The 23,889-nt window shown below is 61.7% G+C and carries 16 protein-coding genes and 1 tRNA gene; 7 read left to right on the top strand and 10 right to left on the bottom strand.

The window, feature by feature from the left end:
• Positions 1-71: 71 nt before the first annotated feature.
• The gene (locus tag B0G77_RS14435; protein WP_133662735.1) at positions 72-1,484 is read right to left on the bottom strand and encodes a lactate utilization protein B; all 1,413 of its coding nucleotides are present in this window, start codon (positions 1,482-1,484) and stop codon (positions 72-74) included.
• 54 nt (positions 1,485-1,538) lie between these two features.
• Complete coding sequence (locus B0G77_RS14430) at positions 1,539-2,261, bottom strand: (Fe-S)-binding protein (RefSeq protein WP_133662734.1); 723 nt, start codon at positions 2,259-2,261, stop codon at positions 1,539-1,541.
• Positions 2,262-2,442: 181 nt separating this feature from the next.
• Here B0G77_RS14430 and B0G77_RS14425 point away from each other — a divergent pair, with 181 nt between their 5' ends.
• Positions 2,443-3,249, top strand: coding sequence for an IclR family transcriptional regulator (locus tag B0G77_RS14425; RefSeq protein ID WP_133662733.1), 807 nt, complete (start codon positions 2,443-2,445; stop codon positions 3,247-3,249).
• Positions 3,250-3,347: 98 nt separating this feature from the next.
• On the opposite strand, the gene pbpG is transcribed toward B0G77_RS14425, so the two are convergent.
• Complete coding sequence (gene pbpG / locus B0G77_RS14420; protein ID WP_133662732.1) at positions 3,348-4,505, bottom strand: D-alanyl-D-alanine endopeptidase; 1,158 nt, start codon at positions 4,503-4,505, stop codon at positions 3,348-3,350.
• 759 nt (positions 4,506-5,264) lie between these two features.
• On the opposite strand from pbpG, the gene B0G77_RS14415 reads away from it, so the two are divergent.
• On the top strand, positions 5,265-5,837 hold the full coding sequence (locus B0G77_RS14415; protein WP_133662731.1) for a phasin family protein: 573 nt from the start codon (positions 5,265-5,267) through the stop codon (positions 5,835-5,837).
• Between the two features lie 272 nt (positions 5,838-6,109).
• Here the strand turns inward: B0G77_RS14415 and lpdA are convergent, their stop codons facing one another.
• The 3 genes from lpdA to aceE form a co-directional block, all read right to left on the bottom strand.
• Positions 6,110-7,918 carry a dihydrolipoyl dehydrogenase gene (gene lpdA, locus B0G77_RS14410; protein WP_133662730.1) on the bottom strand — a complete coding sequence of 603 codons (1,809 nt, stop codon included), beginning with the start codon at positions 7,916-7,918 and terminating at the stop codon, positions 6,110-6,112.
• A 250-nt stretch (positions 7,919-8,168) separates the two neighbouring features.
• Positions 8,169-9,806, bottom strand: a complete 1,638-nt coding sequence (gene aceF / locus B0G77_RS14405) for a dihydrolipoyllysine-residue acetyltransferase (protein WP_133662729.1) — start codon at positions 9,804-9,806, stop codon at positions 8,169-8,171.
• Positions 9,807-9,886: 80 nt separating this feature from the next.
• The gene (gene aceE / locus B0G77_RS14400) at positions 9,887-12,583 is read right to left on the bottom strand and encodes a pyruvate dehydrogenase (acetyl-transferring), homodimeric type (RefSeq protein ID WP_133662728.1); all 2,697 of its coding nucleotides are present in this window, start codon (positions 12,581-12,583) and stop codon (positions 9,887-9,889) included.
• A 275-nt stretch (positions 12,584-12,858) separates the two neighbouring features.
• Between aceE and fixL the strand changes: the two genes are divergently transcribed.
• From fixL to folD, 3 genes are all read left to right on the top strand, one after another.
• On the top strand, positions 12,859-15,372 hold the full coding sequence (fixL, locus tag B0G77_RS14395) for an oxygen sensor histidine kinase FixL (protein WP_133662727.1): 2,514 nt from the start codon (positions 12,859-12,861) through the stop codon (positions 15,370-15,372).
• On the top strand, positions 15,369-16,010 hold the full coding sequence (fixJ, locus tag B0G77_RS14390; protein ID WP_133662726.1) for an oxygen response regulator transcription factor FixJ: 642 nt from the start codon (positions 15,369-15,371) through the stop codon (positions 16,008-16,010). Before fixL ends, fixJ begins: the two co-directional genes overlap by 4 nt.
• A gap of 277 nt (positions 16,011-16,287) precedes the next feature.
• Complete coding sequence (folD, locus tag B0G77_RS14385) at positions 16,288-17,145, top strand: bifunctional methylenetetrahydrofolate dehydrogenase/methenyltetrahydrofolate cyclohydrolase FolD (protein WP_133662725.1); 858 nt, start codon at positions 16,288-16,290, stop codon at positions 17,143-17,145.
• Positions 17,146-17,213: 68 nt separating this feature from the next.
• On the opposite strand, the gene B0G77_RS14380 is transcribed toward folD, so the two are convergent.
• Positions 17,214-18,323, bottom strand: coding sequence for an acyltransferase (locus B0G77_RS14380; protein WP_133662724.1), 1,110 nt, complete (start codon positions 18,321-18,323; stop codon positions 17,214-17,216).
• 293 nt (positions 18,324-18,616) lie between these two features.
• On the opposite strand from B0G77_RS14380, the gene B0G77_RS14375 reads away from it, so the two are divergent.
• Positions 18,617-20,725, top strand: a complete 2,109-nt coding sequence (locus tag B0G77_RS14375) for a M3 family metallopeptidase (RefSeq protein WP_133662723.1) — start codon at positions 18,617-18,619, stop codon at positions 20,723-20,725.
• Positions 20,726-20,878: 153 nt separating this feature from the next.
• On the opposite strand, the gene B0G77_RS14370 is transcribed toward B0G77_RS14375, so the two are convergent.
• From B0G77_RS14370 to B0G77_RS14360, 3 genes are all read right to left on the bottom strand, one after another.
• Positions 20,879-22,165, bottom strand: a complete 1,287-nt coding sequence (locus B0G77_RS14370; protein WP_133662722.1) for an amidohydrolase family protein — start codon at positions 22,163-22,165, stop codon at positions 20,879-20,881.
• Positions 22,166-22,479: 314 nt separating this feature from the next.
• A tRNA-Met gene (locus tag B0G77_RS14365) sits at positions 22,480-22,556 on the bottom strand.
• 68 nt (positions 22,557-22,624) lie between these two features.
• Positions 22,625-22,912 carry a hypothetical protein gene (locus B0G77_RS14360; protein ID WP_133662721.1) on the bottom strand — a complete coding sequence of 96 codons (288 nt, stop codon included), beginning with the start codon at positions 22,910-22,912 and terminating at the stop codon, positions 22,625-22,627.
• Between the two features lie 196 nt (positions 22,913-23,108).
• On the opposite strand from B0G77_RS14360, the gene xth reads away from it, so the two are divergent.
• On the top strand, positions 23,109-23,885 hold the full coding sequence (gene xth / locus B0G77_RS14355) for an exodeoxyribonuclease III (protein ID WP_133662720.1): 777 nt from the start codon (positions 23,109-23,111) through the stop codon (positions 23,883-23,885).
• The last annotated feature ends 4 nt before the right edge of the window (positions 23,886-23,889 follow it).

The raw sequence follows: 23,889 nt of genomic DNA, 5'->3' as shown, positions 1-23,889 counted from the left end.
CCCCGGTTGCCCGCCAGGGCAGATCGGCGCGGTTCTCCCCGCGCCGATCTATTTTCCTGAGGAAGAATAAGTCAACCGATATGGCTGCGCTGAGCCGCGTACAACTCGCGGAAGGTCCGGCCAACTGGCGCGGGCAAATCGCGCGTATGGGTCCAGCCCGAGCCGAGCGGCAAGCGCGCAATCGCGCGCCTCTGTCCGCCCATGCGCTCCAGGATCCGTGCTGCCAGCCTGGTCAAAAGCGCATAGGCATCCGGATGTAGCGCGAGATAACCCCACACCGTCAGCCCAAGCCGCTCACGCCACGGGCGCAGGTGGCGCTCCATCTGCCTCTCCCGCAGTTTGCGCAGGAGATCTGAAAGCGGAATGCCGACTGGGCAGACGCTGTTGCACTCTCCGCATAGCGTCGCCGCCTGCGGCAGATCGAGCGCCTTGTCGATGCCGACATAGCTTGGCGTCAATACTGAGCCCATCGGCCCCGGATACACCCAGCCATAAGCGTGACCGCCTACCTTTTGATACACCGGGCAGTGATTCATGCAGGCACCGCAGCGGATACAGCGCAGCATTTCCTGGAAATCGCCACCAATCAGCCCAGTTCGCCCGCCGTCGACCAGCACCACATACATGTGTTCCGGGCCATCCTGCTCGTCAGGCGCACGCGGCCCCGTGAGCACCGAAAAGTAATTGGAGGTCGCCTGCCCCGTCGCCGAACGCGGCAACAGACGCATCGCCGTGGCGAGATCCTCGAGTGTCGGGAGGATTTTTTCGACACCCGTGACGGCCACATGGACGCGCGGCATCACCGTACACATGCCTTCGTTACCCTCGTTCGTCACCAGTGCCACCGAACCCGTCTCCGCAATCAGGAAGTTACCGCCAGTTACGCCCATGTCGCCCGTCATGAAATGTGGACGGAGCATCTCGCGCGCCTCGCGCGTCATGTCTGGAATCTCCGTCAGTCTCGGCCGCTGATGCGTCTTTGCGAACAGGTCGGCGATCTCCTCCTTGTCCTTGTGGACGACGGGCGCAATGATGTGGCTTGGCGCTTCGTTGTCGTTGATCTGCAGGATGTACTCGCCGAGATCGGTTTCGATTGACTGCACGCCCATCTCGCCGAGCACGGCGTTAAGCCGCATTTCCTCCGTGACCATCGACTTCGTCTTGATCACCTTCTTCACATCGTGCTTTCGCGCGATATCCACGACGAGCCGCGCGGCCGCCTGGGTCGTCTCCGCGTAGAGGACGCTCACGCCACGGCGGGTCGCCTCGCGCTCGAAAGTTTCCAGCCAGACATCGAGGTTTTCGAGCGCACGATTGCGGCGCTCCATGAGCGACGCGCGCGTTGCCTGGAAATCGATCTCGGTGATCGCAGCGGCGCGGGCCGAAACGAACTTCGTCGACAGCTTGGTGAGATTCTGCTGCAGACGCTGGTCGGCGAGCTTCTGGCCCGCGCGCGCCTTGAACTGCATCGATTGGGCTTGCATGGCGGCCTTGGAAATCCGATAAGTGACGAACGGGTTGGGGTGCGCTGCAAGCGGTCAGGCGTCGCCGGCCAGCACCTGCGCAATGTGCAGCACGCGCGTCGTGTTGTCGCCGGTGCGTCGCAGGCGCCCTTCTATATTGAGCATGCAACCAAGGTCGCCAAGCACGACGGCATCGACGCCGCTAGTCCGGATGTTGGCGCACTTTTCGTCGACTATCGCCGTCGAGATGTCGCCGTACTTCACCGCGAATGTGCCGCCGAAGCCGCAGCAATGCTCGCAGTCCTTCATTTCGTTGACGGGCACGCCCACCTGCGCGAGCAGCGCGCGTGGCTGCGCCTTGACACCCAGTTCGCGCAACCCTGAACATGAATCGTGATAGGTCACAGGCCCTTCAAACTCGCCAGGCACCAGTTTGACGTGCGCCACGTCGGCAAGAAACTCAGTCAGTTCGAACACTTTGGGCTGGAGCCTGCCGTAGCGGCCCATCAATTCCGGATCGTTCCGAAAAAGATCGCCGTAGTGCACACGGATCATGCCTCCGCAAGACCCCGACGGCACGACGATGTAGTCGAACTGTTCGAACTCGCGCAGTGTTTTCTCAGCGAGATCACGCGCGATGCGGCGCTCACCCGAGTTGTAGGCAGGCTGCCCGCAGCAGGTCTGGGCAGGCGGCACCACGACTTCGAAACCCGCACGCTCAATCAGCTTGATGACCGAAAATCCGATCTCCGGACGCATCAGGTCAATGAGACAGGTGACGAACAAACCGACTCGCATAAGCGCTCCTTCGGGAAAACGTCCCCGATTATCCGCTGTTTGGCATGCAACTCCAACGCCAACGGCCCCGGCACGCGCACAATGCCGCAATTGGAGTTCCGGCTCGAACGGCGTTCGCTTTTTTCACAATACGAGATACAATCAGTTTTCCGTTGTCTGATGCGTCATCTGAATTCTCCCCATGAGCGACACCAACCCGGATCCCAAGACTTCGATCCAGGTGATCGAACGCATGATGCGCCTGCTGGACGCCCTTGCTGCGCATAGCGACCCGGTCAGCCTGAAAGAACTCGCCCAACGCACCGAGTTGCACCCTTCGACTGCCCATCGCATCCTGAACGACATGGTGACGTGCAGGCTGGTCGACCGGTCCGACCCGGGCACGTACCGGCTAGGCATGCGCCTCCTCGAACTCGGCAACCTGGTGAAGGCGCGCCTGTCGGTACGCGACGCCGCGCTGATGCCGATGCGTGAACTGCACCGCCAGACTGGCCAGACGGTCAATCTATCGGTCCGTCAGGGCGACGAGATCGTCTATATCGAACGCGCGTATTCCGAACGCTCGGGCATGCAGGTCGTGCGTGCCATCGGCGGGCGGGCGCCGCTCCACCTGACTTCTGTTGGCAAGTTGTTTCTTGCCGCCGACGAGTCGACCCGCGTCCGCGCCTATGCCACTCGCACGGGCCTGTCGGGTCACACTCAGAACAGCATTACTGATCTCGCCAAGCTCGAGCGCGAATTGCTGCATGTGCGTCAGCAATCGTGCGCACGCGATAACGAAGAGCTTGAACTTGGTGTTCGCTGCATTGCGGCAGGCATCTATGACGATACGGGCAAGCTCGTTGCCGGGCTGTCGCTGTCCGCGCCAGCCGACCGGCTGCAGGATTCCTGGCTCAGTCAACTGAGCCAGACGGCACTGGTCATTTCAGAGTCGCTCGGCTATCGGCCTGAAGCACAAGCGGGACAGGCTCACGCCCAGCACGCGTAACTGTTCGTTGCTTTATTTCAGCTCGGCCGCATAAGCAAGAAGCCCCGCAACAGCGGGGCTTCTTGTTTTCAGATGGCCGTTCGCGAACAGCCGACAACTCAGGTACCCGAGCCGCCAGCGTCGGCGCTTGTGATATGCCCATCACCACCGTTGTCCAGCCACGTACGCAAGCGCGTCGCATCGGCGAAACGCGAATATTTGCCCGACGAATCGAGCAGCACCATGATCATTGGATGGCCATTGATGGTTGCCTGCATCACGAGACATTCGCCCGCTTCGTTGATGAAGCCGGTCTTCTGCAGACCGATATCCCACGTCGGGTTGCGCACCAGCGCGTTCGTGCTGTTGTACGCGAGCATGCGCTTGCCCGTGTTCACCTCATAGCTGCGGTCAGTCGAGAAACGACGAATCATCGGGTATTGATATGCCGCGTTCACCATCTTCACGAGATCGCGAGCGCTCGAGACGTTCTGGCTCGTCAGACCCGTCGGGTTCTCGAAGTGCGTGTCGTTCATGCCGAGAGCCTTCGCCTTCGCGTTCATCGCCGCGATGAACGCCGGTCGGCCACCCTGGAAATAGCGCGACAGCGCGGCCGCCGCGCGGTTTTCCGACGCCATCAACGCGATATGCAGCATGTCCTCGCGTGACAGCACTGAGCCAACAGACAGGCGCGAGCCCGTGTTCTTCTCGTAGTCGCGATCTTCGTCGGTGACCTCGATCTGCTCGGTCATCACCTCTTTCGAGTCAAGCACAACCATCGCGGTCATCAGCTTGGTGATTGACGCGATCGGCACGACGGCACGGGAATTTTTGTCAAAGAGCGGTTCGGACGAATTCTGATCAACCACGTACGCAACGCTGGAACGCAACATCAGTGCGTCGGGCGTCTCATGCAGCCCAAACGCCTGACCAACGGTGGGTTGACGTGGTTCGAAAGCGACCCTGCGCATGGCCGAATGATGGCGGCCATTCATCGTGTAAGAGACCCGCTTTTTTTTCACCACGGTGCGCGGCGCATCATCGGCGTTCGCCGCCGCAGCCTGCGCTGTCTTCGGCGACCTGGCTGCTGTCGCAGCGGTCTTTTTGGCGGAACGGGTAGCCTTCTCCGGCTTGGCGGGCGTGGTGGTCGACGCGGCAAAAGCGTCGATCGGCGCAGCGAACGCCGCTGAGATGACGAGGGAAGCGGCCACCGACAGAGCGGTGCCCAAGGCCGCGCCGTGGATCGCTTTCAGCGACGAAAACATGTCGGTTTTCATTGGTGTTCTGTATAGAGCGGCTCGAGTTGTCCGCAAGTGTAGTAAAGCCACGAAAAATTAGCAATATTAAGCACTTAAACGCGCTCTTTAAACCGGCTTGTAAGGTCCGATTGTAAATTACCAATAAGTACGGCGCGCCCGATCAGAAAAAGCGATTGGGCGCGCCGGAATTCGTTTGCGCATCAAGCTGGTTCGTTATCCGACTCCCAGCATAACGGCAAATTCGAAACAACCTTGATCAGGGGAAATACGCTGTCGCTACTGACAACCTGCATCCGGATGCCGGCCTGGTGGCCGGGAACAGCCTCCGGACTGCCGCCGACGTCGCTCCGCAACAGTCTTAAGCAGTCGCTGCGGAAACCTCGTACGCGCATTCGACCTTGAAGCACCTGTAACGTTCAACGAGAGATTTTGGTTTACCTGTCTTGACGATTTCCGGCCTCCATCTGGCCTGCTTCCCTATCGCAATACGCCCGCGGCAGTGCGCTGGCAGCCAGCTTTTTGCGCACCAGCGCGGTGCGACGACTTTTTCCGGCGCGGTCATCCGAATGTCATAGGCACTTCATAACCTGTTGTTTTATCGATAATTTCTCACTATTGTGCGACGCACAAAAAGTGCTTGACATTCAAAACAGCTGTCCTAAAATAGTAACCATTGTTGCGATGCACAAAACATCGTTACCGATTGTGTAGTTGACAGGTTTTGCCATTAACCCAACACGGTCCGCACGAGACGGATCGTATTCCAGGAGCGTAAACATGACTCTGCTGACCCCTGAGCAAATCGCCGCGGCACAAAAGACCAACCTCGAAACCCTGTTTGGCCTGACGGCCAAGGCGTTCGAAGGCGTGGAAAAGCTCGTCGAACTGAACCTGCAAGTGGTGAAGTCGACGCTCGCGGAAAGCCAGGAAAATGCACAACGTGCTCTTTCGGTGAAGGACGCACAGGAACTTCTCGCGCTGCAAGCCAGCCTCGCGCAACCGGTGGCTGAAAAGGTTCTGTCGTACGGCCGTCACGTATATGAAATCGCATCGGCAACGCAAGCTGAATTTGCCCGCGTCGCTGAGGCGCAGTATGAAGAGCAGAACCGCAAGGTGCAGTCGCTCGTCGAGAACGTCGCGAAGAATGCTCCGGCCGGCTCGGAAACCGCTGTCGCTGTGATCAAGTCGGCAATCACCGCCGCCAACACCACGTACGAAACGGTCCACAAGGCTACGAAGCAAGCCGTCGAAATCGCTGAAAGCAACTTCAACGCAGCGGCTACCGCCGCGTCGAAGGCTGCCTCCCAGGCAGCAGCACAGGCATCGCGCTCCGCCAAGAAGGCTGTTTAAGCTAAACGGACGTCGGTAGCCTGCAGACGAAGCAACAGCGCCACGCAGTTCAGCGTGTAACGCGGGCACTGCGTGGCCCGACGCTCCGATACGTTCGAACAGTGCGTATCGTTTTCCCGGCCACCGCCGGGTTCTTTTTTTGGAGCGCCGGTTTTGTCGGCTGCCAGGCTGGCTTTCCTGCCGGTTGTCCGGTCTACCGTTGCATCCAGCCGAAAAAAACGGCGCGCCCCGTCAAGGGCGCGCCGTTTTGCTTCGTCCCCTGACTACAGGGGTTACTTCTTTTTCTGCGGAGGCAGATCCGTACAGACGCCTTCATACAGTTCGGCAGCCATACCGATCGACTCGCCGAGCGTCGGGTGCGGGTGGATCGTCTTGCCGATATCCGTCGCGTCCGCGCCCATTTCGACGGCCAGACAGACTTCGCTGATCAGGTCGCCAGCATTCAGACCAACGATGCCGCCACCGATCACGCGGTGCGTCGCCTCGTCGAAGATCAGCTTCGTAAAGCCTTCGTCGCGGCCATTGGCAATCGCACGGCCCGAAGCGGCCCACGGGAACACCGCCTTGCCGTACTTGATGCCTTCGGCCTTGCACTGGTCCTCCGTCTTACCGGCCCAGGCCACTTCCGGATCCGTGTACGCCACCGACGGAATCTGCAGCGCGTCGAAGTACGCCTTCTCGCCGTGCGCCACTTCCGCGGCGACGTGCGCTTCGTGCACGGCCTTGTGCGCCAGCATCGGCTGACCGATGATGTCGCCGATCGCGAAGATGTGCGGCACATTCGTGCGCATCTGCTTGTCTACTTCGATGAAGCCACGGTCCGTGACCGCAACGCCCGCCTTCTCCGCACCGATCTTCCTGCCGTTCGGGCTACGTCCCACTGCGACCAGCACGAGGTCATAACGTTGCGCTTCGGCCGGCGCCTTTTCGCCTTCGAACGACACGTAAATACCATCGTCCTTCGCGACGGCTCCCGTCGTTTTGGTCTTCAGCATCACGTTCGCGAAACGCTTGCTGTTGTACTTCTCCCAGACCTTGACGAGATCGCGGTCAGCGCCTGCCATCAGAACGTCGAGCATTTCGACGACTTCGATCTGCGCGCCGAGCGTCGCGTACACGGTTGCCATTTCGAGACCGATGATGCCGCCGCCGACGACGAGCATGCGCTGCGGAATCTGGCGCAACTCCAGCGCGCCGGTCGAATCGACGACGCGCGGATCGTCCGGCATGAACGGCAGGTTCACGGCCTCCGAACCGGCTGCGATGATCGCCTGTTTGAACTTGACGACCTTCTTGCCGCTTTCGGTCTGCACTTCCATGTGGTGCGGATCGACGAATGTACCGGTGCCCGTGACGACTTCGACCTTACGCAACTTCGCCATGCCAGCGAGGCCGCCGGTCAGTTTCCTGACGACGCCCGACTTGAAGTCGCGCAGTTTGTCGAGATCGATCTGCGGCTTGCCGAACGTGATGCCGTGCGAGCCGAGCGCTTCGGCCTCATCGATAACGAGGGCGGTATGCAGCAGCGCCTTCGACGGGATACAGCCAACGTTCAGACACACACCGCCGAGCGTCGCATAACGTTCGACCAGCACGGTCTTCATACCGAGGTCGGCCGAGCGGAACGCAGCCGAATAGCCGCCGGGGCCCGAGCCGAGCACGACCATGTCGCACTCGATATCCGCGCTGCCCGAAAAACTGCCAGCCTGCGGCGCAGCGGTAGCCTCCTTCTGCGCGGCTGGTTGTGCGGCTGGTTGTGCGGCTGGTTGCGCGGGCGCTTGCGCGGGCGCTTTCCCAGGCTCTTTCGCGGCTTCTTCAGGCGCTGCTTTGGCCGATCCGGCACCGGCCGATTCGACGATAGCGATGACGCTGCCTTCCGACACCTTGTCACCGGTTTTGACCCTGACTTCCTTGACGGTGCCAGCGGTATCGCTCGGTACTTCGATGGAAGCCTTGTCGGATTCGAGCGTCATCAGCGCCTGTTCAAGCTCGATGACGTCGCCCGGTTTGATATTCACTTCGATGACATCGACATCCTTGAAATCACCGATGTCCGGTACCTTCACTTCGACGAGACTCATTACTGTCCCCTTCTCTTATTGACCGTGTTGATGACGGAGCGCCGCCGAACGACTGCTTTCATCGGGCCTGAAAGCTGGCCTTTTGCCTGCCTTTCTCTGGAAGACACCCCGAAAGGACGTCCCCTTGCGGGACAAAGAAAGGTAGGTGCCGCCCCGCACAGGGGCAGCGTCAATAGACCGGCGAGAAAGCAGGTTCAGCGAGCGACGTGGATAGAAGTCAGCCCCACGTCCCAGCGCGTCCAATCGACAATCAAAGAATCACACGCCGGAAATCGGCAAGAATCGCAGCAAGATAAGCGTTGAAGCGAGCCGCTTCAGCGCCATCGATCACGCGATGGTCGTAAGACAACGACATCGGCAAGATCAGCCGCGGCACGAACTGCTTGCCATCCCAAACCGGCTTCATCGCGCCGCGCGACAAGCCGAGAATCGCCACTTCAGGCGCGTTGATGATCGGCGTGAAATGCGTCCCGCCAATCCCGCCCAGCGAAGAAATCGAGAAACATCCGCCCTGCATCTGATCCGGCTTCAGCTTGCCTTCGCGGGCTGCCTTCGACAGATCGGCCATTTCCTTCGCGATATCGACGAGCCCCTTCCTGTCCGCATCGCGGATCACCGGCACGACGAGCCCATTCGGCGTATCGGCGGCAAACCCGACGTGGTAGTACTGCTTGAAGACGAGGTTGTCGCCATCGAGGCTCGCATTGAACGTCGGGAATTTCTTCAAGGCGAACACCACCGCCTTGATCACGAATGCCAGCATCGTGAACTTCACGCCAGCCTTCTCATGTTCCTTGTTCAGTTGCACGCGCAACGCTTCGAGTTCGGTGATGTCCGCTTCGTCGTTGTTCGTGACGTGCGGGATCATGACCCAGTTGCGATGCAGGTTCGCGCCCGAGATCTTCTTGATGCGCGACAGCGGCTTCGGATCGACCGGACCGAACTTCGCGAAATCGACCTTCGGCCACGGCAGCAGATTCAGCTCGCCGCCGCCTGCTGCAGCCGGCGCAGCCGCCGGTGCCGCGCGCTGGCCGGTCATCACACCCTTCACGAAAGCGGTGATGTCATCCTGCGTGATGCGGCCCTTCGGACCCGTACCCTGCACACGCGACACATCCACACCCAGCTCGCGCGCGAACTTGCGCACTGAAGGCGAAGCATGGCTCGCGCTGCGTGTACCGCCCTCGCCCGCCGGAATCAGCGGGGCCTGAGCGAGCGCAGACGGCGCGGCCGGAGCCGGCGCAGGCGCCTGGGGCGCGTCGGACGGCGGCTCTACTTCATGTTTCGGCGCTGGCGCAGCAGCCGCCGCGGCGCCACCCGCGCTTTCGAGCAGCACGATCACGGAGCCTTCCGAGACCGCATCGCCCACCTTGACCTTGATTTCCTTCACGACGCCGGCGGCCGGGCTCGGCACATCCATGGTCGCCTTGTCGGACTCGAGTGTAACGAGCGACTGTTCCTTCTCGACCCTGTCGCCGACCTTCACGCCGATCTCAATCACCGGCACATCCTTGTAGTCGCCGATGTCGGGCACCTTCACTTCCTGCACACCGCCGCCCGCAGCGGGCGCGGCAGCCGGCGCCGCGGCGGCAGCAAGCGCCGCGGCGGCAGGCTGAGCCGCAGCCGGGGCTGCCGCCGCTCCACCTGCAGCGCTTTCCAGCACGACGATCAGCGAGCCTTCCGACACGTTGTCGCCGACCTTCACCTTCACTTCCTTGATCGTGCCCGCAGCCGAACTGGGCACATCCATGGTTGCCTTGTCGGATTCGAGTGTAACGAGCGACTGCTCTTTTTCGACGGTATCACCCGCCTTCACCAGCACCTCGATCACAGGGATGTCCTTGTAATCGCCGATGTCCGGGACTTTGACTTCGATCGCTTGACTCATTGTTAGTGTCTCCTGGGCCGCGCACGCCTCCCCGCCTTTTCAGGCAGGGAAACGCACGCATGGCACTCGGGGGCGATGCCTTAGACGGTCATCGGGTTGGGTTTGGCAGGATCGAGGTTGTACTTCTTGAGCGCCTCGGCGACGACCTTGCGTTCGATCGTACCTTCGTCTGCGAGCGCATTCAACGCAGCGACGGTAACCCAGTAACGATCCACTTCGAAGAAGTGACGCAGCTTTTCGCGCGTGTCCGAGCGGCCGAAGCCGTCGGTACCGAGCACAACGAAGCGTTGCGGCACGAAGGCGCGGATCTGCTCCGTGAGCGCACGGACGTAGTCGGTCGATGCGATGACCGGACCCTGCGCGTCCTTCAGCAGCTTCTCGACATGCGAGAGCTTCTTCTCTTCGGTCGGGTGCAGCAGGTTCCAGCGCTGGACTTCGTGGCCTTCGCGCGCGAGTTCGGTGAAACTCGGCACGCTCCACAGGTCGGCTGCAACGCCCCAGTCGTTTTTCAGCAGGTCGGCGGCAGCGATCACTTCGTTGAAGATCGTGCCCGCGCCCATCAACTGGACGCGCGGCGCCTTGCTGTCAGCGTCGGCTTTCCTGAAGGCGTACATGCCCTTGATGATGTCGGCCGCTACGCTATCGCCCTGCGGCATCGCCGGGTGTTCGTAGTTCTCGTTCATCACCGTAATGTAGTAATACACGTCTTCCTGGTTGGCGAGCATGCGGCGCAGGCCATCCTGCATGATGACCGCGAGTTCGTAACCAAACGTCGGGTCATAGCTCAGGCAGTTCGGCACCGAAGCGGCCCACAGGAGCGAGTGCCCATCTTCGTGCTGGAGACCTTCGCCGTTCAGCGTCGTACGGCCTGCCGTGCCACCGAGCAGGAAACCGCGCGCGCGCATGTCGCCGGCGGCCCATGCCAGATCGCCGATGCGCTGGAAGCCGAACATCGAATAGAAGATGTAGAACGGGATCATGATCTCGCCATGCGTCGAGTACGACGTCGCGGCTGCGATCCAGTCACACATCCCGCCGGCTTCGTTGATCCCTTCCTGCAGGATCTGGCCGGTTTCCGATTCGCGGTAGAACATCAGCTGGTCGGAATCTTCCGGCACATACTTCTGGCCTTCCTGATTCCAAATACCGATCTGGCGGAAGAGACCTTCCATACCGAACGTACGTGATTCGTCCGGCACGATCGGCACTACGCGTTTGCCAAGCGCCTTGTCCTTCAGCAGGATGTTGAGGATCCGCACGAACGCCATCGTCGTCGAAATCTCGCGGCCTTCTCCCGTGCCCTTCAGCAGCGGGTCGAACGCGGCGAGATCCGGCACCGGCAGCGATTCCGCCTTCTGGCGACGCGCCGGCAGATAACCGCCCAGATCCTGGCGGCGGCTTCGCATGTACTCGAGTTCCTTCGAACCTTCTTCGAACTTGAGGTACGGCACGTGGACGAGATCGTCGTCGGAGATCGGCAGACGGAACTGGTCGCGGAATTTCTTGAGCTGATCCACCTGCATCTTCTTCTGCTGGTGGGTAATGTTCATCGCCTGGCCGGCTTCGCCCATGCCGTAGCCCTTGATCGTCTTGGCGAGGATCACGGTCGGCTGGCCCTTCGTCTGCGATGCTTCGTGGAACGCCGCGTAGATCTTGTGCGGGTCATGGCCGCCGCGGTTCAGGTTCCAGATCTCTTCGTCGGACCAGTCGGAAACCAGCGCCTTCAGCTCGGGCGTATTGAAGAAGTGCTCGCGGACATAGGCGCCCGACTCCGATTTATATGTCTGGTATTCGCCGTCGACCACTTCCATCATCCGGCGCATCAGCACGCCCGACTTGTCGCGTGCGAAGAGCGCATCCCAGCGGCTGCCCCAGATCACCTTGATCACATTCCAGCCGGCGCCGCGGAACTCGCTCTCGAGTTCCTGGATGATCTTGCCGTTACCGCGCACCGGGCCGTCGAGACGCTGCAGGTTGCAGTTGATGACGAACACGAGGTTCTCGAGGCGTTCGCGGCCGGCCATGCCGATCGCGCCGAGCGATTCCGGTTCATCCGTTTCGCCGTCGCCGAGGAACGCCCAGACCTTGCGGCCTTCCGTCTTCGCAATGCCGCGCGCCTGCAGGTACTTCATGAAGCGCGCCTGATAGATCGCCATGATCGGGCCGAGACCCATCGAGACGGTCGGGAACTGCCAGAAATCCGGCATCAGCCACGGGTGCGGATACGACGAGATGCCCTCGCCGCCCACTTCCTGGCGGAAGTTGTCGAGCTGGTTCTCGGTCAGACGGCCGAGGAGGAACGCGCGCGAGTACACGCCGGGAGACGAGTGACCCTGCACGAACACCAGGTCGCCGCCGTGCTGGTCCGACGGCGCATGCCAGAAGTGGTTGTAGCCGACGTCATACAACGTCGCGGCCGAAGCGAACGATGCGATATGGCCGCCGACGTTCGTGTCCTTGCCCGCGCGCAGCACCATCGCGATGGCGTTCCAGCGCGTGTATGAACGGATGCGGTGTTCGACATCCTGGTCGCCGGGATTATTCGCCTGACGTGCAACCGGGATCGTGTTGATGTAGGGGGTGTTGGCCGAGAACGGCAGATGCTCGCCGTGGACACGCGCAAATTCGATCTGTTTTTCGATCAGATAGTGAGCGCGGTCCGGCCCGACCGCAGAAATCACGCCATCCAGTGCTTCCAGCCATTCACCGGTTTCCTGTGGGTCGTCGTCTTTTTCGGCGGCGACATATTTCATCACTTCGTCGGGTACAGCGGACATGCTCGTCTCCTGAGTATGAGGAACGCTCTTTGAACAGACGACGCGGACGAAGCCCGACCGCGGCAGCTTTCGGGCGATTGTAATAAGGGGGCCAACCTCCTGGCAACAAAAATTTCAAATTGCGAGATCATTTCTCATAATGCGGTAAATTGCTGCGGCGCACACTGAATTCACCGGCCTCCTGCGAATACGTCGGCTAGTTTGCTCCGATTGGAGCCGCTTTCGGTCATTTTTTGCGTCATTTCGCCACGACTCGCTGCGTTACAATGCCAGCCATGTTGACCGATCGGCTTTTCGCACGCTCGGCGCGACCGTCCGGCTCGCCGGCGGATACGTCGCCGTCTCGCTGGCACCACGGACCATGGTGGTCGAATTCCTATTTGCTGACGCCGCTCCTGTCGATCCTGGTGTTCCTGATCGTCATGAGTCTGATTCTGTGGAGCCTGAACCGGCGCGAACAGCAGCAGCAGGAAGACACGCTCTACCGTAACGTCGCGTGGGCGCAGCAGCAGATCCGCCTGTCCATGACGGGTGCCCAGGAACAGATCCAGGCGCTGGCGCGCGACCTCGCCGCTGGCCATGCCGACCAGCATTCGTTCCAGGTGTCCACGGCGGACATCATGCAGGGGCACCCCGAGATCCTCTACATGAACTGGTACACGAGCCTGCAACAGCCGCGCTGGCCGAACAACGCGCTGCCGCTCTTCGGCCAGCGCCTCGCGAAACCCAACGACGCGCAGATGGACGAGGCAGTGAAGGCCGCCTTCGCCGAGGCGCGCAACACGCGCCGCCAGGTCTATTCGCCGCTCATCTACGACGACGTCGGAAACGGTTATCTGACGCTGCAAACGCCGGTGTTCCGCGACCGTGAGTTCCTCGGCACGATTGCGGCCGTGTTTTCGATTGAAGGCATTCTCAAGCACGACATCCCGCCCGAGCTGTCCGCGAAGTACAAGATCTCGATCATCGACGTGAACAACCACGAGCTGGCCACGACGTCGACGCGCCCGCGCCTGCCGCGCGATGCGTTCTACGACCTGCCGCTCGATCCGCCGGGCCAGGGCGTGTCGGTGCGCGTGTACGCGTACCCGCAGATGACCAACTTCACGAACAATACGCTCGTGTGGCTGGTGGCCGGCCTCTCGTGTTTCGTGCTGTGGAGCCTGTGGAGCCTCTGGAAACACACCCGCCAGCGCTTCGAAGCGCAGCAGGCGCTGTATGCCGAAGCGTTCTTCCGGCGCGCGATGGAGAACTCCGTGCTGATCGGCATGCGCGTGCTCGACATGCACGGGCGCATCACGCACGTGAACCCCGCCTTCTGCCGCATGACCGGCTGGGACGAAAGCGACCTGAACGGCAAGACGGCGCCCTTCCCTTACTGGCCGCGTGACGCGTACCCCGAAATGCAGCGCCAGCTCGACATGACGCTGCGCGGCAAGGCGCCGTCGTCGGGGTTCGAACTGCGTGTGCGCCGCAAGGACGGGTCGCTGTTCCACGCGCGCCTGTATGTCTCGCCGCTGATCGACAGTTCCGGACGCCAGACCGGCTGGATGTCGTCGATGACCGACATCACCGAGCCGAAGCGCGCGCGCGAAGAACTCGCGGCCGCCCATGATCGTTTCACGACCGTGCTCGAAAGCCTCGACGCCGCCGTGTCCGTCCTCGCCGCCGACGAAGCCGAGCTGCTCTTCGCCAACCGCTATTACCGGCATCTGTTCGGCATCCGCCCGGACGGCCATCTGGAACTGGCGGGGGGCGGCTTCGACAGTTCCCAGGCGTCGTCGGATTCGATCGACATGGTCGACACGTACGCCGGCCTGCCCGCCGCCGCGCTGACCGAAAGCACCGCCGACGCGCAGGAAGTCTATGTGCAGGGCATCCAGAAATGGTTCGAAGTGCGGCGCCAGTACATCCAGTGGGTGGATGGCCATCTGGCGCAGATGCAGATCGCGACCGACATCACGACCCGCAAGCAGGCTCAGGAACTCGCGCGCCAGCAGGACGAAAAGCTGCAGTTCACGAGCCGCCTGATGACGATGGGCGAAATGGCGTCTTCGCTCGCGCACGAACTGAACCAGCCGCTCGCCGCTATCAATAACTATTGCTCGGGAACCGTCGCGCTGGTTAAATCTGGTCGGACAACTCCTGACAACCTGTTGCCCGTGCTCGAAAAAACTGCCCAGCAGGCGGTGCGCGCCGGCATGATCATCAAGCGGATCCGCGAATTCGTGAAACGTAGCGAACCAAAGCGCCAGCCTACCCGCGTCGCCGATATCGTCGCGGATGCAGTCGGCCTTGCCGAGATCGAGGCGCGCAAGCGCCGGATCCGCATCGTCACCGATCTGCGCTCGCGTCTGCCGGTGATCTACGTCGACCCGGTGCTGATCGAGCAGGTCCTCGTGAATCTGCTGAAGAACGCCGCCGAAGCGATGCACGATGCGCGGCCGAACGCGGTCGATCCGGTGATCCGCGTCGTCGTGCGGCTCGACAGCGGCTTTGTCTGCGTCAGCGTCGTCGACCAGGGTCCGGGCGTCGACGAAGCGATGGCCGAGCGCCTCTTTGAACCGTTTTACAGCACCAAGTCCGATGGCATGGGCATGGGGCTCAATATTTGCCGCTCCATCATCGAGTCCCATCGCGGTCGCCTGTGGGTAGTGAACAACGTCGAAGCCGACGGTCACATCACAGGCGCCACGTTCCATTGCAGTCTGCCTATTGGAGAGCCGGACGGCCCAAGCAACGGCGGGTCAGAGGCGCCGACACCACAAACCGTTACGGGAGAGACATGAATACCCCAGTCACCACACAGGAAACCGTCTTTGTCGTCGATGATGACGAGGCCGTGCGAGATTCGCTGCGCTGGCTGCTGGAGGCCAACGGTTATCGCGTGCAGTGCTTCTCCAGCGCGGAGCAGTTCATCGACGCCTACCAGCCCGGCCAGCACGCGGGCCAGATTGCCTGCCTGATTCTCGACGTCCGGATGCAGGGCATGAGCGGGCTCGAGCTGCAGGAGCGCCTGATCACCGATAACGCGTCCTTGCCGATCATCTTCGTCACGGGTCACGGCGACGTGCCGATGGCGGTGTCGACAATGAAAAAAGGCGCAATGGACTTCATTGAAAAACCGTTCGACGAAGCCGAACTGCGCAAGCTGGTCGAGCGCATGCTCGACAAGGCGCGCAGCGAAAGCAGCAGCGTGCAGCAGCAGCGCGCCGCCGCGGAACGCCTCGGCAAGCTGACGGCCCGCGAACACCAGGTGCTGGAGCGGATCATCGCCGGACGGCTCAACAAGCAGATCGCCGACGACCTCGGTATCAGCATCAAGACCGTCGAAGCACACCGCGCGAACATCATGGAAAAGCTCAACGTCAACACGGTCGCCGATCTGCTGCGACTCGCGCTGTCGAACAAGCCGCAACCGCAGTAACCCCCTGCGTCGCATGCTGAAGAGACCCGAACCGGGCTCTTCAGCACGCCCCAGCCGCACCTCCCCTTCCGAAAGACCCCACAACCCGCGCGCGGCGCCGGCGAAGCCTTGCGCGCTCGGTCCGCGCGGGCGGCGACGGTATAATCCCAGCTTTCGCAGCGACGCAGAATCTGCGCCGCGCGCTTTTCGCGACCCGACACTTTCGTGCCGAAAAGCGCCACGACGCACGCACCGTGCCGCGCACTCCGCATTCCGAACTGCCCACTCTCGACCGACCATGACAGCCACCCTCATCGACGGCAACGCCCTCTCCAGGACCCTTCGCGCCGACGTCGCCAGCCGCGCCGCCGCCCTTACCGCCCGCGGCCATCAGCCGGGCCTCGCCGTCGTGCTGGTCGGCGACAATCCGGCAAGCGAAGTGTATGTCCGCAACAAGGTCAAGGCCTGTCAGGACAACGGGATCTTTTCGTCCTACGACCGCTACCCCACAACATTGCCGGAAGCCGATCTGCTTGCGCGCATCGACGAACTGAACCGCGATCCGAAGATCCACGGCATCCTCGTCCAGTTGCCGCTGCCGCCGCATATCGACAGCCACAAGGTGATCGAAGCGATTGCCCCTGAGAAAGATGTCGACGGTTTTCACGTGGCCAACGCGGGCGCGCTGATGACCGGCATGCCGCTGTTCCGGCCATGCACGCCGTATGGCGTGATGAAAATGTTCGAGGCCTATGACATCCCGCTGAAAGGCGCGGATGCGGTGGTGATCGGCCGCTCGAACATCGTCGGCAAGCCGATGGCGCTGCTGCTGCTCGAAGCCGGCGCAACCGTCACGATCTGCCACAGCAAGACGCGCGATCTGGCCGCGAAGACGCGCAGCGCCGATGTCGTCGTCGCCGCGACCGGCCGCCGCAACATCCTGACGGCCGACATGGTGAAGCCGGGCGCAGCGGTGATCGACGTCGGCATGAACCGCGACGACGCAGGCAAACTGTGCGGCGACGTCGATTTCGCCGGAGTCAAGGAGGTCGCCGGTTTTATCACGCCGGTGCCGGGCGGGGTCGGCCCGATGACGATCACAATGCTGCTCGTGAATACCATCGAAGCCGCCGAGCGCGCCGCAGGCGCGGTATAACCGGCGTGCGGTCCGATGGCAACGCATTCAGCCATCGGACACTACCGCGCGATCCGTCCGCTACGGCATCAACGCGCGGCGCTATCGGCGCCGATGGCCGGCACAGGATGAGCCACCTCACGAGCAAGACGTGCCCGGCACCAGGTGAGCACAGGACGTTCGATGAAGTGCCATGAAGCGGCCGCACAGAGCAGAATGAAGGGCGCAGCGACCAGCGTGGCTTCAACGTGATTCAGATGGGGAGCGACGCTCGCCACGGATTGCTGCATCATGAACCCGTATATATAGATTCCGAACGAGTAGTCGTTACGCGGCACAAAGCGGCGCAACGCGGGCGTCGAACCTGTCCACAGCACGCCGTACACGAAAGTCACATAGAACAGCGGCTGCGCAGCGGCTGTGTCACGAAACACCAGAAAGATCATCAGGAACGCGGTCGCAGCCAGCCCGTTGATATGAACGCGATCGCGCCAGCTATAGAGCAGCATGCCACCCATGAAGAACAGTTCTGGCCAGAAAGAATAGCCGCCCGCCTTCTGGGAAAAATCGCGCAGCGACAGTTCGAACGGCGCAAATCGCACGCGTACGGCGAACGCCACCAGACCCATCGCGACGGCCAGGAATACGCCGCGGCGGCTCGATAAAAGGCCCAGAACACCGGCAACAAGAACGATCAGATAGCACCTGACTTCGAGCGGCAGTGTCCATAGCGGCGCACAGATATCGCGTTCGAACCGGTTGTGTTCGAACACCCCCGGCAACACCCAGCCTCTTTTGAACGCGAGGGTGGACGCGTTGTCGAGGTTCATCCATGTCATATGCGACGCGAAGTATTCGGACAGCGGCAAGGTCGTGAACAATGGCCCGATCACGAAGATGGCAAAGAGCGAGCCCCCCGCAACCGCTGGCCAGAGGCGCGCAACGCGCAGCGCGACGAAACGCGGCGCAGAACGCTGCCGGTCGTAACTCGCCGTCACGAGGATGCCGCTCATCAGAAAGAACGCATACACGCCGAGACTGCCCAGGCCGTCGAACCCCAGTGCGGTACCCAGCGGGTCGATCGCGGGATCATTGGGCTGCATGAGGTAGGCATGGCACCAGACCACCAGAATGGCAGCGACAAGACGCACCAGATCGAAGTTGTTCCCCTTGCGAGACAGTGCTTGCGAGAGATTCATCACCTTGATCATCCAGGAAAAACGGGAAATGGCCTCCGGACAAGCCGCCTGCGCGCAGCGGCGACCAAGGATAAATGGTCGCGCAGGGCACCGGCGCTCACTGTACGTTGCGTCACAGTTCAGGTCATGACGGATTGCCTGAGCATCACGGCTCACGCCAGAGGCGCCAACTTCTGATAATTTGCTGCTTGACCCGGTTGGAAACGGCGTGTCCCGCCCCAATAATCCGGTTATGGGAAGCGGTACGCACCGCCCCGCGTTGCCCTTTTTATCCGCGACAGACAGGAAGCCTTATGTCAGCCAACACCCGCACGAATCCGGACAATCCGCTCCTCGATTTCACCGACCTGCCGCGCTTTGGCGAAATCCGCCCTGAACATGTCACCCCGGCTCTCGACGTGCTGCTTGCAAACGCAAACGCCGCGGTCGAACGCGCCAGCGCGCCGGTGACGCCCGCGTCGTGGGCCGACGTCGTCGAACCCGTCGAGCGGGCGACGGAACCGCTTTCGCGCGCCTGGGGCGTGGTCGGCCACCTGAACGCCGTAGCCGACACGCCAGAATTGCGCGCCGCCTACGGCGAAAACCTGCCGCGCGTGACCGAATTCTGGTCGAGCGTCGGCCAGAATCTCGCGCTTTACGAGAAATACAAGGCGCTCGCGGCAAGTCCCGACTTCTCGTCGCTCACGGGCGAACGCAAGAAAATCCTGAACAACGCGCTGCGCGATTTCCGCCTGTCGGGTGCCGAATTGCCGGAAGACCAGAAGCCCCGTTTCGCCGAATTGCAGGAGCGCCAGGCCGCGCTGTCGAAATCGTTCTCCGATCATGTGCTCGACGCGACCAATGCCTATGCATACATCGCCACGAGCGAAGCCGAGCTGGCCGGCCTGCCGGAAGACGTCATCGAAGGCGCCCGCGAAGCTGCGCAGAAAGACGACAAGGACGGCTGGAAATTCACGCTGCATTTCCCCTCATATTTCCCGGTGATGCAGTACTCCGAAAACCGCGCGATGCGCGAGACGATGTACCGCGCGTATGTAACGCGCGCCTCCGAACTGGGTGCAGCGTACGGCAACGGCAAGACCGAATGGGACAACACCGCGATCGTCGCCGAGCAGTTGAAACTTCGTAACGAAGAAGCGCAGATGCTTGGCTTTGACAATTTCGCGGAAGTGTCGCTCACACCGAAGATGGCCGAGTCGCCGGCGCAGGTGATGGGGTTTCTCGAAGATCTCGCCACGCGCGCACGCCCGCACGCCGAACAGGACTGGAAGGAGCTGCGCGAATTCGCCGCCGGCGAACTCGGCCTGACCGAGATGCAGCCGTGGGACATGACGTTCGCCGGCGAGCGTCTGCGCCAGAAACGTTATTCGTTCTCCGAGAACGAGGTCAAACAGTACTTCCCTGAAGACGCGGTACTGAGGGGTCTGTTCAAGGTCACCGAGACGCTGTTCGGTGTGCGCATCCGTCGCGACGAAGCAACCGTGTGGCATCCGGACGTGCGCTTCTTCCGCGTCGAGAATCAGGACGGCGGCCTCGTCGCGCAGTTCTACCTCGATCTCTACGCGCGCGAAGGCAAACGCGGCGGCGCATGGATGGACGATGCGCGTACGCGTCGCAAGCGAGCGGAAGGCGGCGTGCAAACGCCGGTCGCGTATCTGACGTGCAACTTCTCGGCGCCGGTCGGTGGCAAGCCCGCGTGCTTCACGCATGATGAAGTCATCACGCTCTTCCACGAATTCGGCCACGGCCTGCACCACATGCTGACGCGTGTCGACGAACTCGGCGTGTCGGGCATCAACGGCGTCGAATGGGACGCGGTCGAACTGCCCTCGCAGTTCATGGAGAACTTCTGCTGGGAGTGGGATGTGCTGAGCGACATGACATCTCATGTCGAGACGGCTGCGCCGCTGCCGCGTCCGCTATACGACAGGATGCTGGCCGCGAAGAACTTCCAGAGCGGCCTTGGCACGCTGCGGCAGATCGTCTTCTCGATGTTCGACATGACACTGCACGTCGACTTCGATCCGGCCGGCCAGAAAAGCGCGAACGACCTTGCCCGCGAGATCAACGAGCGCTTCCACGTCGTGCCGCAGGCTTCTTTCTCGCGCTGGCCGAACACGTTCAGCCACATCTTCGCAGGCGGCTACGCGGCGGGCTACTACAGCTACAAGTGGGCGGAGGTGCTGTCCGCCGATGCGTACGCCGCGTTCGAAGAAGCCGCGAAGACCGTGAACGGCAGCGTCCTCGATGCCGCAACGGGCACCCGTTATCGCAAGGAGATTCTCGAAGTCGGCGGCAGCCGTCCGGCAATGGAATCGTTCAAGGCGTTCCGCGGCCGTGAGCCGACCATCGACGCGCTGCTGCGTCACAACGGCATGACGCCGGGCGCCGCGACGCAGTGAGTTTCATAGTCATCGCTACGGCTATCTGAACGGCCGTAGCGAGGCAAAGACAAAGCCGGCGAACGCCTGTGCGCTCGCCGGCTTTTTTACGTGCGCGTGCACGGGCACATCCACGTCCGCTTGCACGCGGATGACCCCGCGAGGTGGCGACGCTCAGCGGTACAGCCTGAAATCGACGTGGGCGGGTCTTCCTGGCAGCGTGAGCGTCGCCAGCGCGGCCGGTGAACGGCTAACCACCTTGCCGCGCCGGACCACGACAAGCCGTGCCGCCCGTAGACGGATAGCTTCGACGGGATCGCGTGCATCGAGCAGCACGAGATTCGCGTCGCAACCCGGTGCGATGCCATATCCTTCGAGGCCGAGAATGCGCGCCGCGTTCACCGTGACGGCGTTAAAGCATGCGCGCATGCCGTCCTGGCCCGTCATCTGTGCAACGTGCAAGCCCATGTGCGCGACTTCGAGCATGTCGCCAGAACCCAGACTGTACCAGGGGTCCATCACGCAGTCGTGACCGAAAGCGACGTTGATCCCTGCAGCGAGCATTTCCGGCACGCGGGTCATGCCGCGGCGCTTCGGATAGGTATCGCTGCGGCCTTGCAAGGTGATGTTGATCAAGGGGTTTGCGATCGCCGCAACCCCTGCATCGCGCATCAGCGGCAGCAGTTTGCTGACATAGTAGTTGTCCATCGAATGCATCGACGTCAGATGCGATCCGGTGACGCGCCCATGCAGCCCCAGACGATGCGTCTGGGCCGCGAGTGTTTCGATGTGACGCGACATCGGATCGTCGGACTCGTCGCAATGCATGTCGACGCGCAAGCCGTTTTCGGCCGCGTATTCGCACAACAGACGGACCGACTCCGCCCCGTCGGCCATCGTGCGCTCGAAATGCGGAATGCCGCCGACCACGTCGACGCCAAGCGAGATCGCACGCTTTAGATTGTCGAACGCGCCGGGACTGCGCAGCACGCCGTCCTGTGGAAATGCAACCAGTTGCAGATCGAGATACGGCGCAACGCGCCGCTTCACCTCGAGCAGCGCCTCGACTGCAAGCAGCCGGGGGTCGCACACATCGACGTGCGAACGGATCGCCAGCAGCCCGCGCGCGACGGCCCAGTCGCAGTACTGCAGAGCGCGCTCGACCAGCGCTTCCTGCGTCAGTTGCGGCTTGAGTTCGCCCCACAATGCGATGCCTTCGAGCAAGGTCCCCGACGCGTTCACGCGCGGCAGACCGTATGACAACGTCGCATCCATGTGGAAATGCGGATCGACGAACGGCGGTGTGACGAGCGATCCGGCAGCGTCGATTTCTTCCGGAGCGGTGGCGGCGAGATGGGGTTCGACGGAGAGAATGCGGCCGCCTTCGATGCCGATGTCGACAGGTTCGTGGCGACCGGGGGGAGAATCGGGCAGCACGGCACGTCGGATGATCAGGTCCATAAGCGGCTCCTTTGACTGCCTTCGATTCTATCGGCGTCTTCAAGCCTGTGGGAAGTCGTGTCCGGAACGTGCCGTTCAGAGAGGCCGTTCGTGTTCTGGTGAAACACGTGACTGCGAGACGAGGCGAGGAGATTGTCACCGATGACGGCAGGCCGCCTGCGTGGCTGTCGAAACGCTGCGTCGCAAAACAAAAAACCCGCCGGAGCGGGTTTTTGTTTTGCGACCGGAAGATCACAAGCTTACGCATCACGTGCTTCGAAGCAGAAAACACCCTTGCTTCAAAATCAGCTGGATTGCACAAGCTTATACAGCGTTGGTTGCGGGGACAGGATTTGAACCTGTGACCTTCGGGTTATGAGCCCGACGAGCTGCCAGACTGCTCCACCCCGCGTCAGAGGAACCGAATTGTACTTACGTACCCGCAGCCCGTCAAACACTCATGCGAATTAATTTGCGCGCTTAAAGATCGGCTACCGAAGCGCCTTCGATCTTTCCATCGATAATGTCTGCGCCGTACTGACTCGCGCTGCGTTTCGCCACGCCAAAATCGGAGAACGTTAGCTGACGTGTGAGGCGAAACACGCGGCTCGCTTTCGATCCGCTGATTGCGCCCGGACGGCACACGCGTACCGCAACGTCATAACCTTCGGCCTGCTTCTTGTGGCCGTCGAACCTGTTGAACGCCCTCGAAAAAACCAGGGGATGTACTTCGAAGTCCTTGTACAGAACCGGGTAAGAATCGGCCATGATGGCCCCCAAAAATGTGTGTGTCGTTTCACTATACGCCGCGCGATGGCGTATCCCGCGAATTATTTACCCCTGGTCCGCTGCAGGCACGTCAGGGCGCGGTCGCGCCGGGTCCGCGCACCGGTGAATCCCCAGACCGCCGTCGACGCCCTTCAGGTAAACTTGAAGACCATCGCGCAGCCCATTTCGACACAGAATGAAAATCGCCACCTGGAACGTCAATTCCCTGAAGGTTCGCCAGCAGCATGTGATCGACTGGCTGGATCTTAGCCAGACCGATGTCCTGTGTCTGCAGGAGCTGAAACTGCCCGACGAAAAATTCCCGCGGGCCGATCTCGAGGCAAAGGGATATCAAAGCTGGTTCGCCGGCCAGAAGACTTACAACGGTGTCGGCATCCTCGTGCGCAACGGCGTGGAAGTCGACGAGACCTCGATCGTGCGCAATATCCCCGGCTTCGACGACCCACAGCAGCGCGTGATCGCCGCGACGATTGCGGGCGTGCGCGTGATCTCCGCCTACTTCCCGAACGGCCAGGCGCCCGGCACCGACAAGTTCGCCTACAAGCTGCGCTGGCTCGACGCACTGCACGACTGGATCGCAGGCGAACTCACACAGCATCCGAAACTCGCGCTGCTCGGCGACTACAACATCGCACCTGAAGACCGCGACGTGCACGACCCGAAGGCCTGGGAAGGCCAGAACCTCGTCTCGCCTGAAGAGCGAACGCAGTTCGTGCGACTTGTCGAACTTGGCCTCGTCGATGCATTCCGGCTCTTCGAGCATCCGGAAAAAACCTTCACATGGTGGGACTACCGGATGCTCGCGTTCCGGCGCAACGCGGGTCTGCGCATCGACCACGTCCTGCTGTCGAAGGCACTCGCGGCGACGTGCACCGCGTGCGATGTCGACAAGGTGCCGCGTAAGTGGGACCAGCCGTCGGACCACGCGCCTGTCGTCGCACAACTCGCTTGAGAAT

The organism is Paraburkholderia sp. BL10I2N1 (genome assembly GCF_004361815.1).
Lineage (GTDB): Bacteria > Pseudomonadota > Gammaproteobacteria > Burkholderiales > Burkholderiaceae > Paraburkholderia.
The sequence above is the reverse complement of the archived record's forward strand: the minus strand, read 5'-3'. Positions and strand labels throughout refer to the sequence as shown.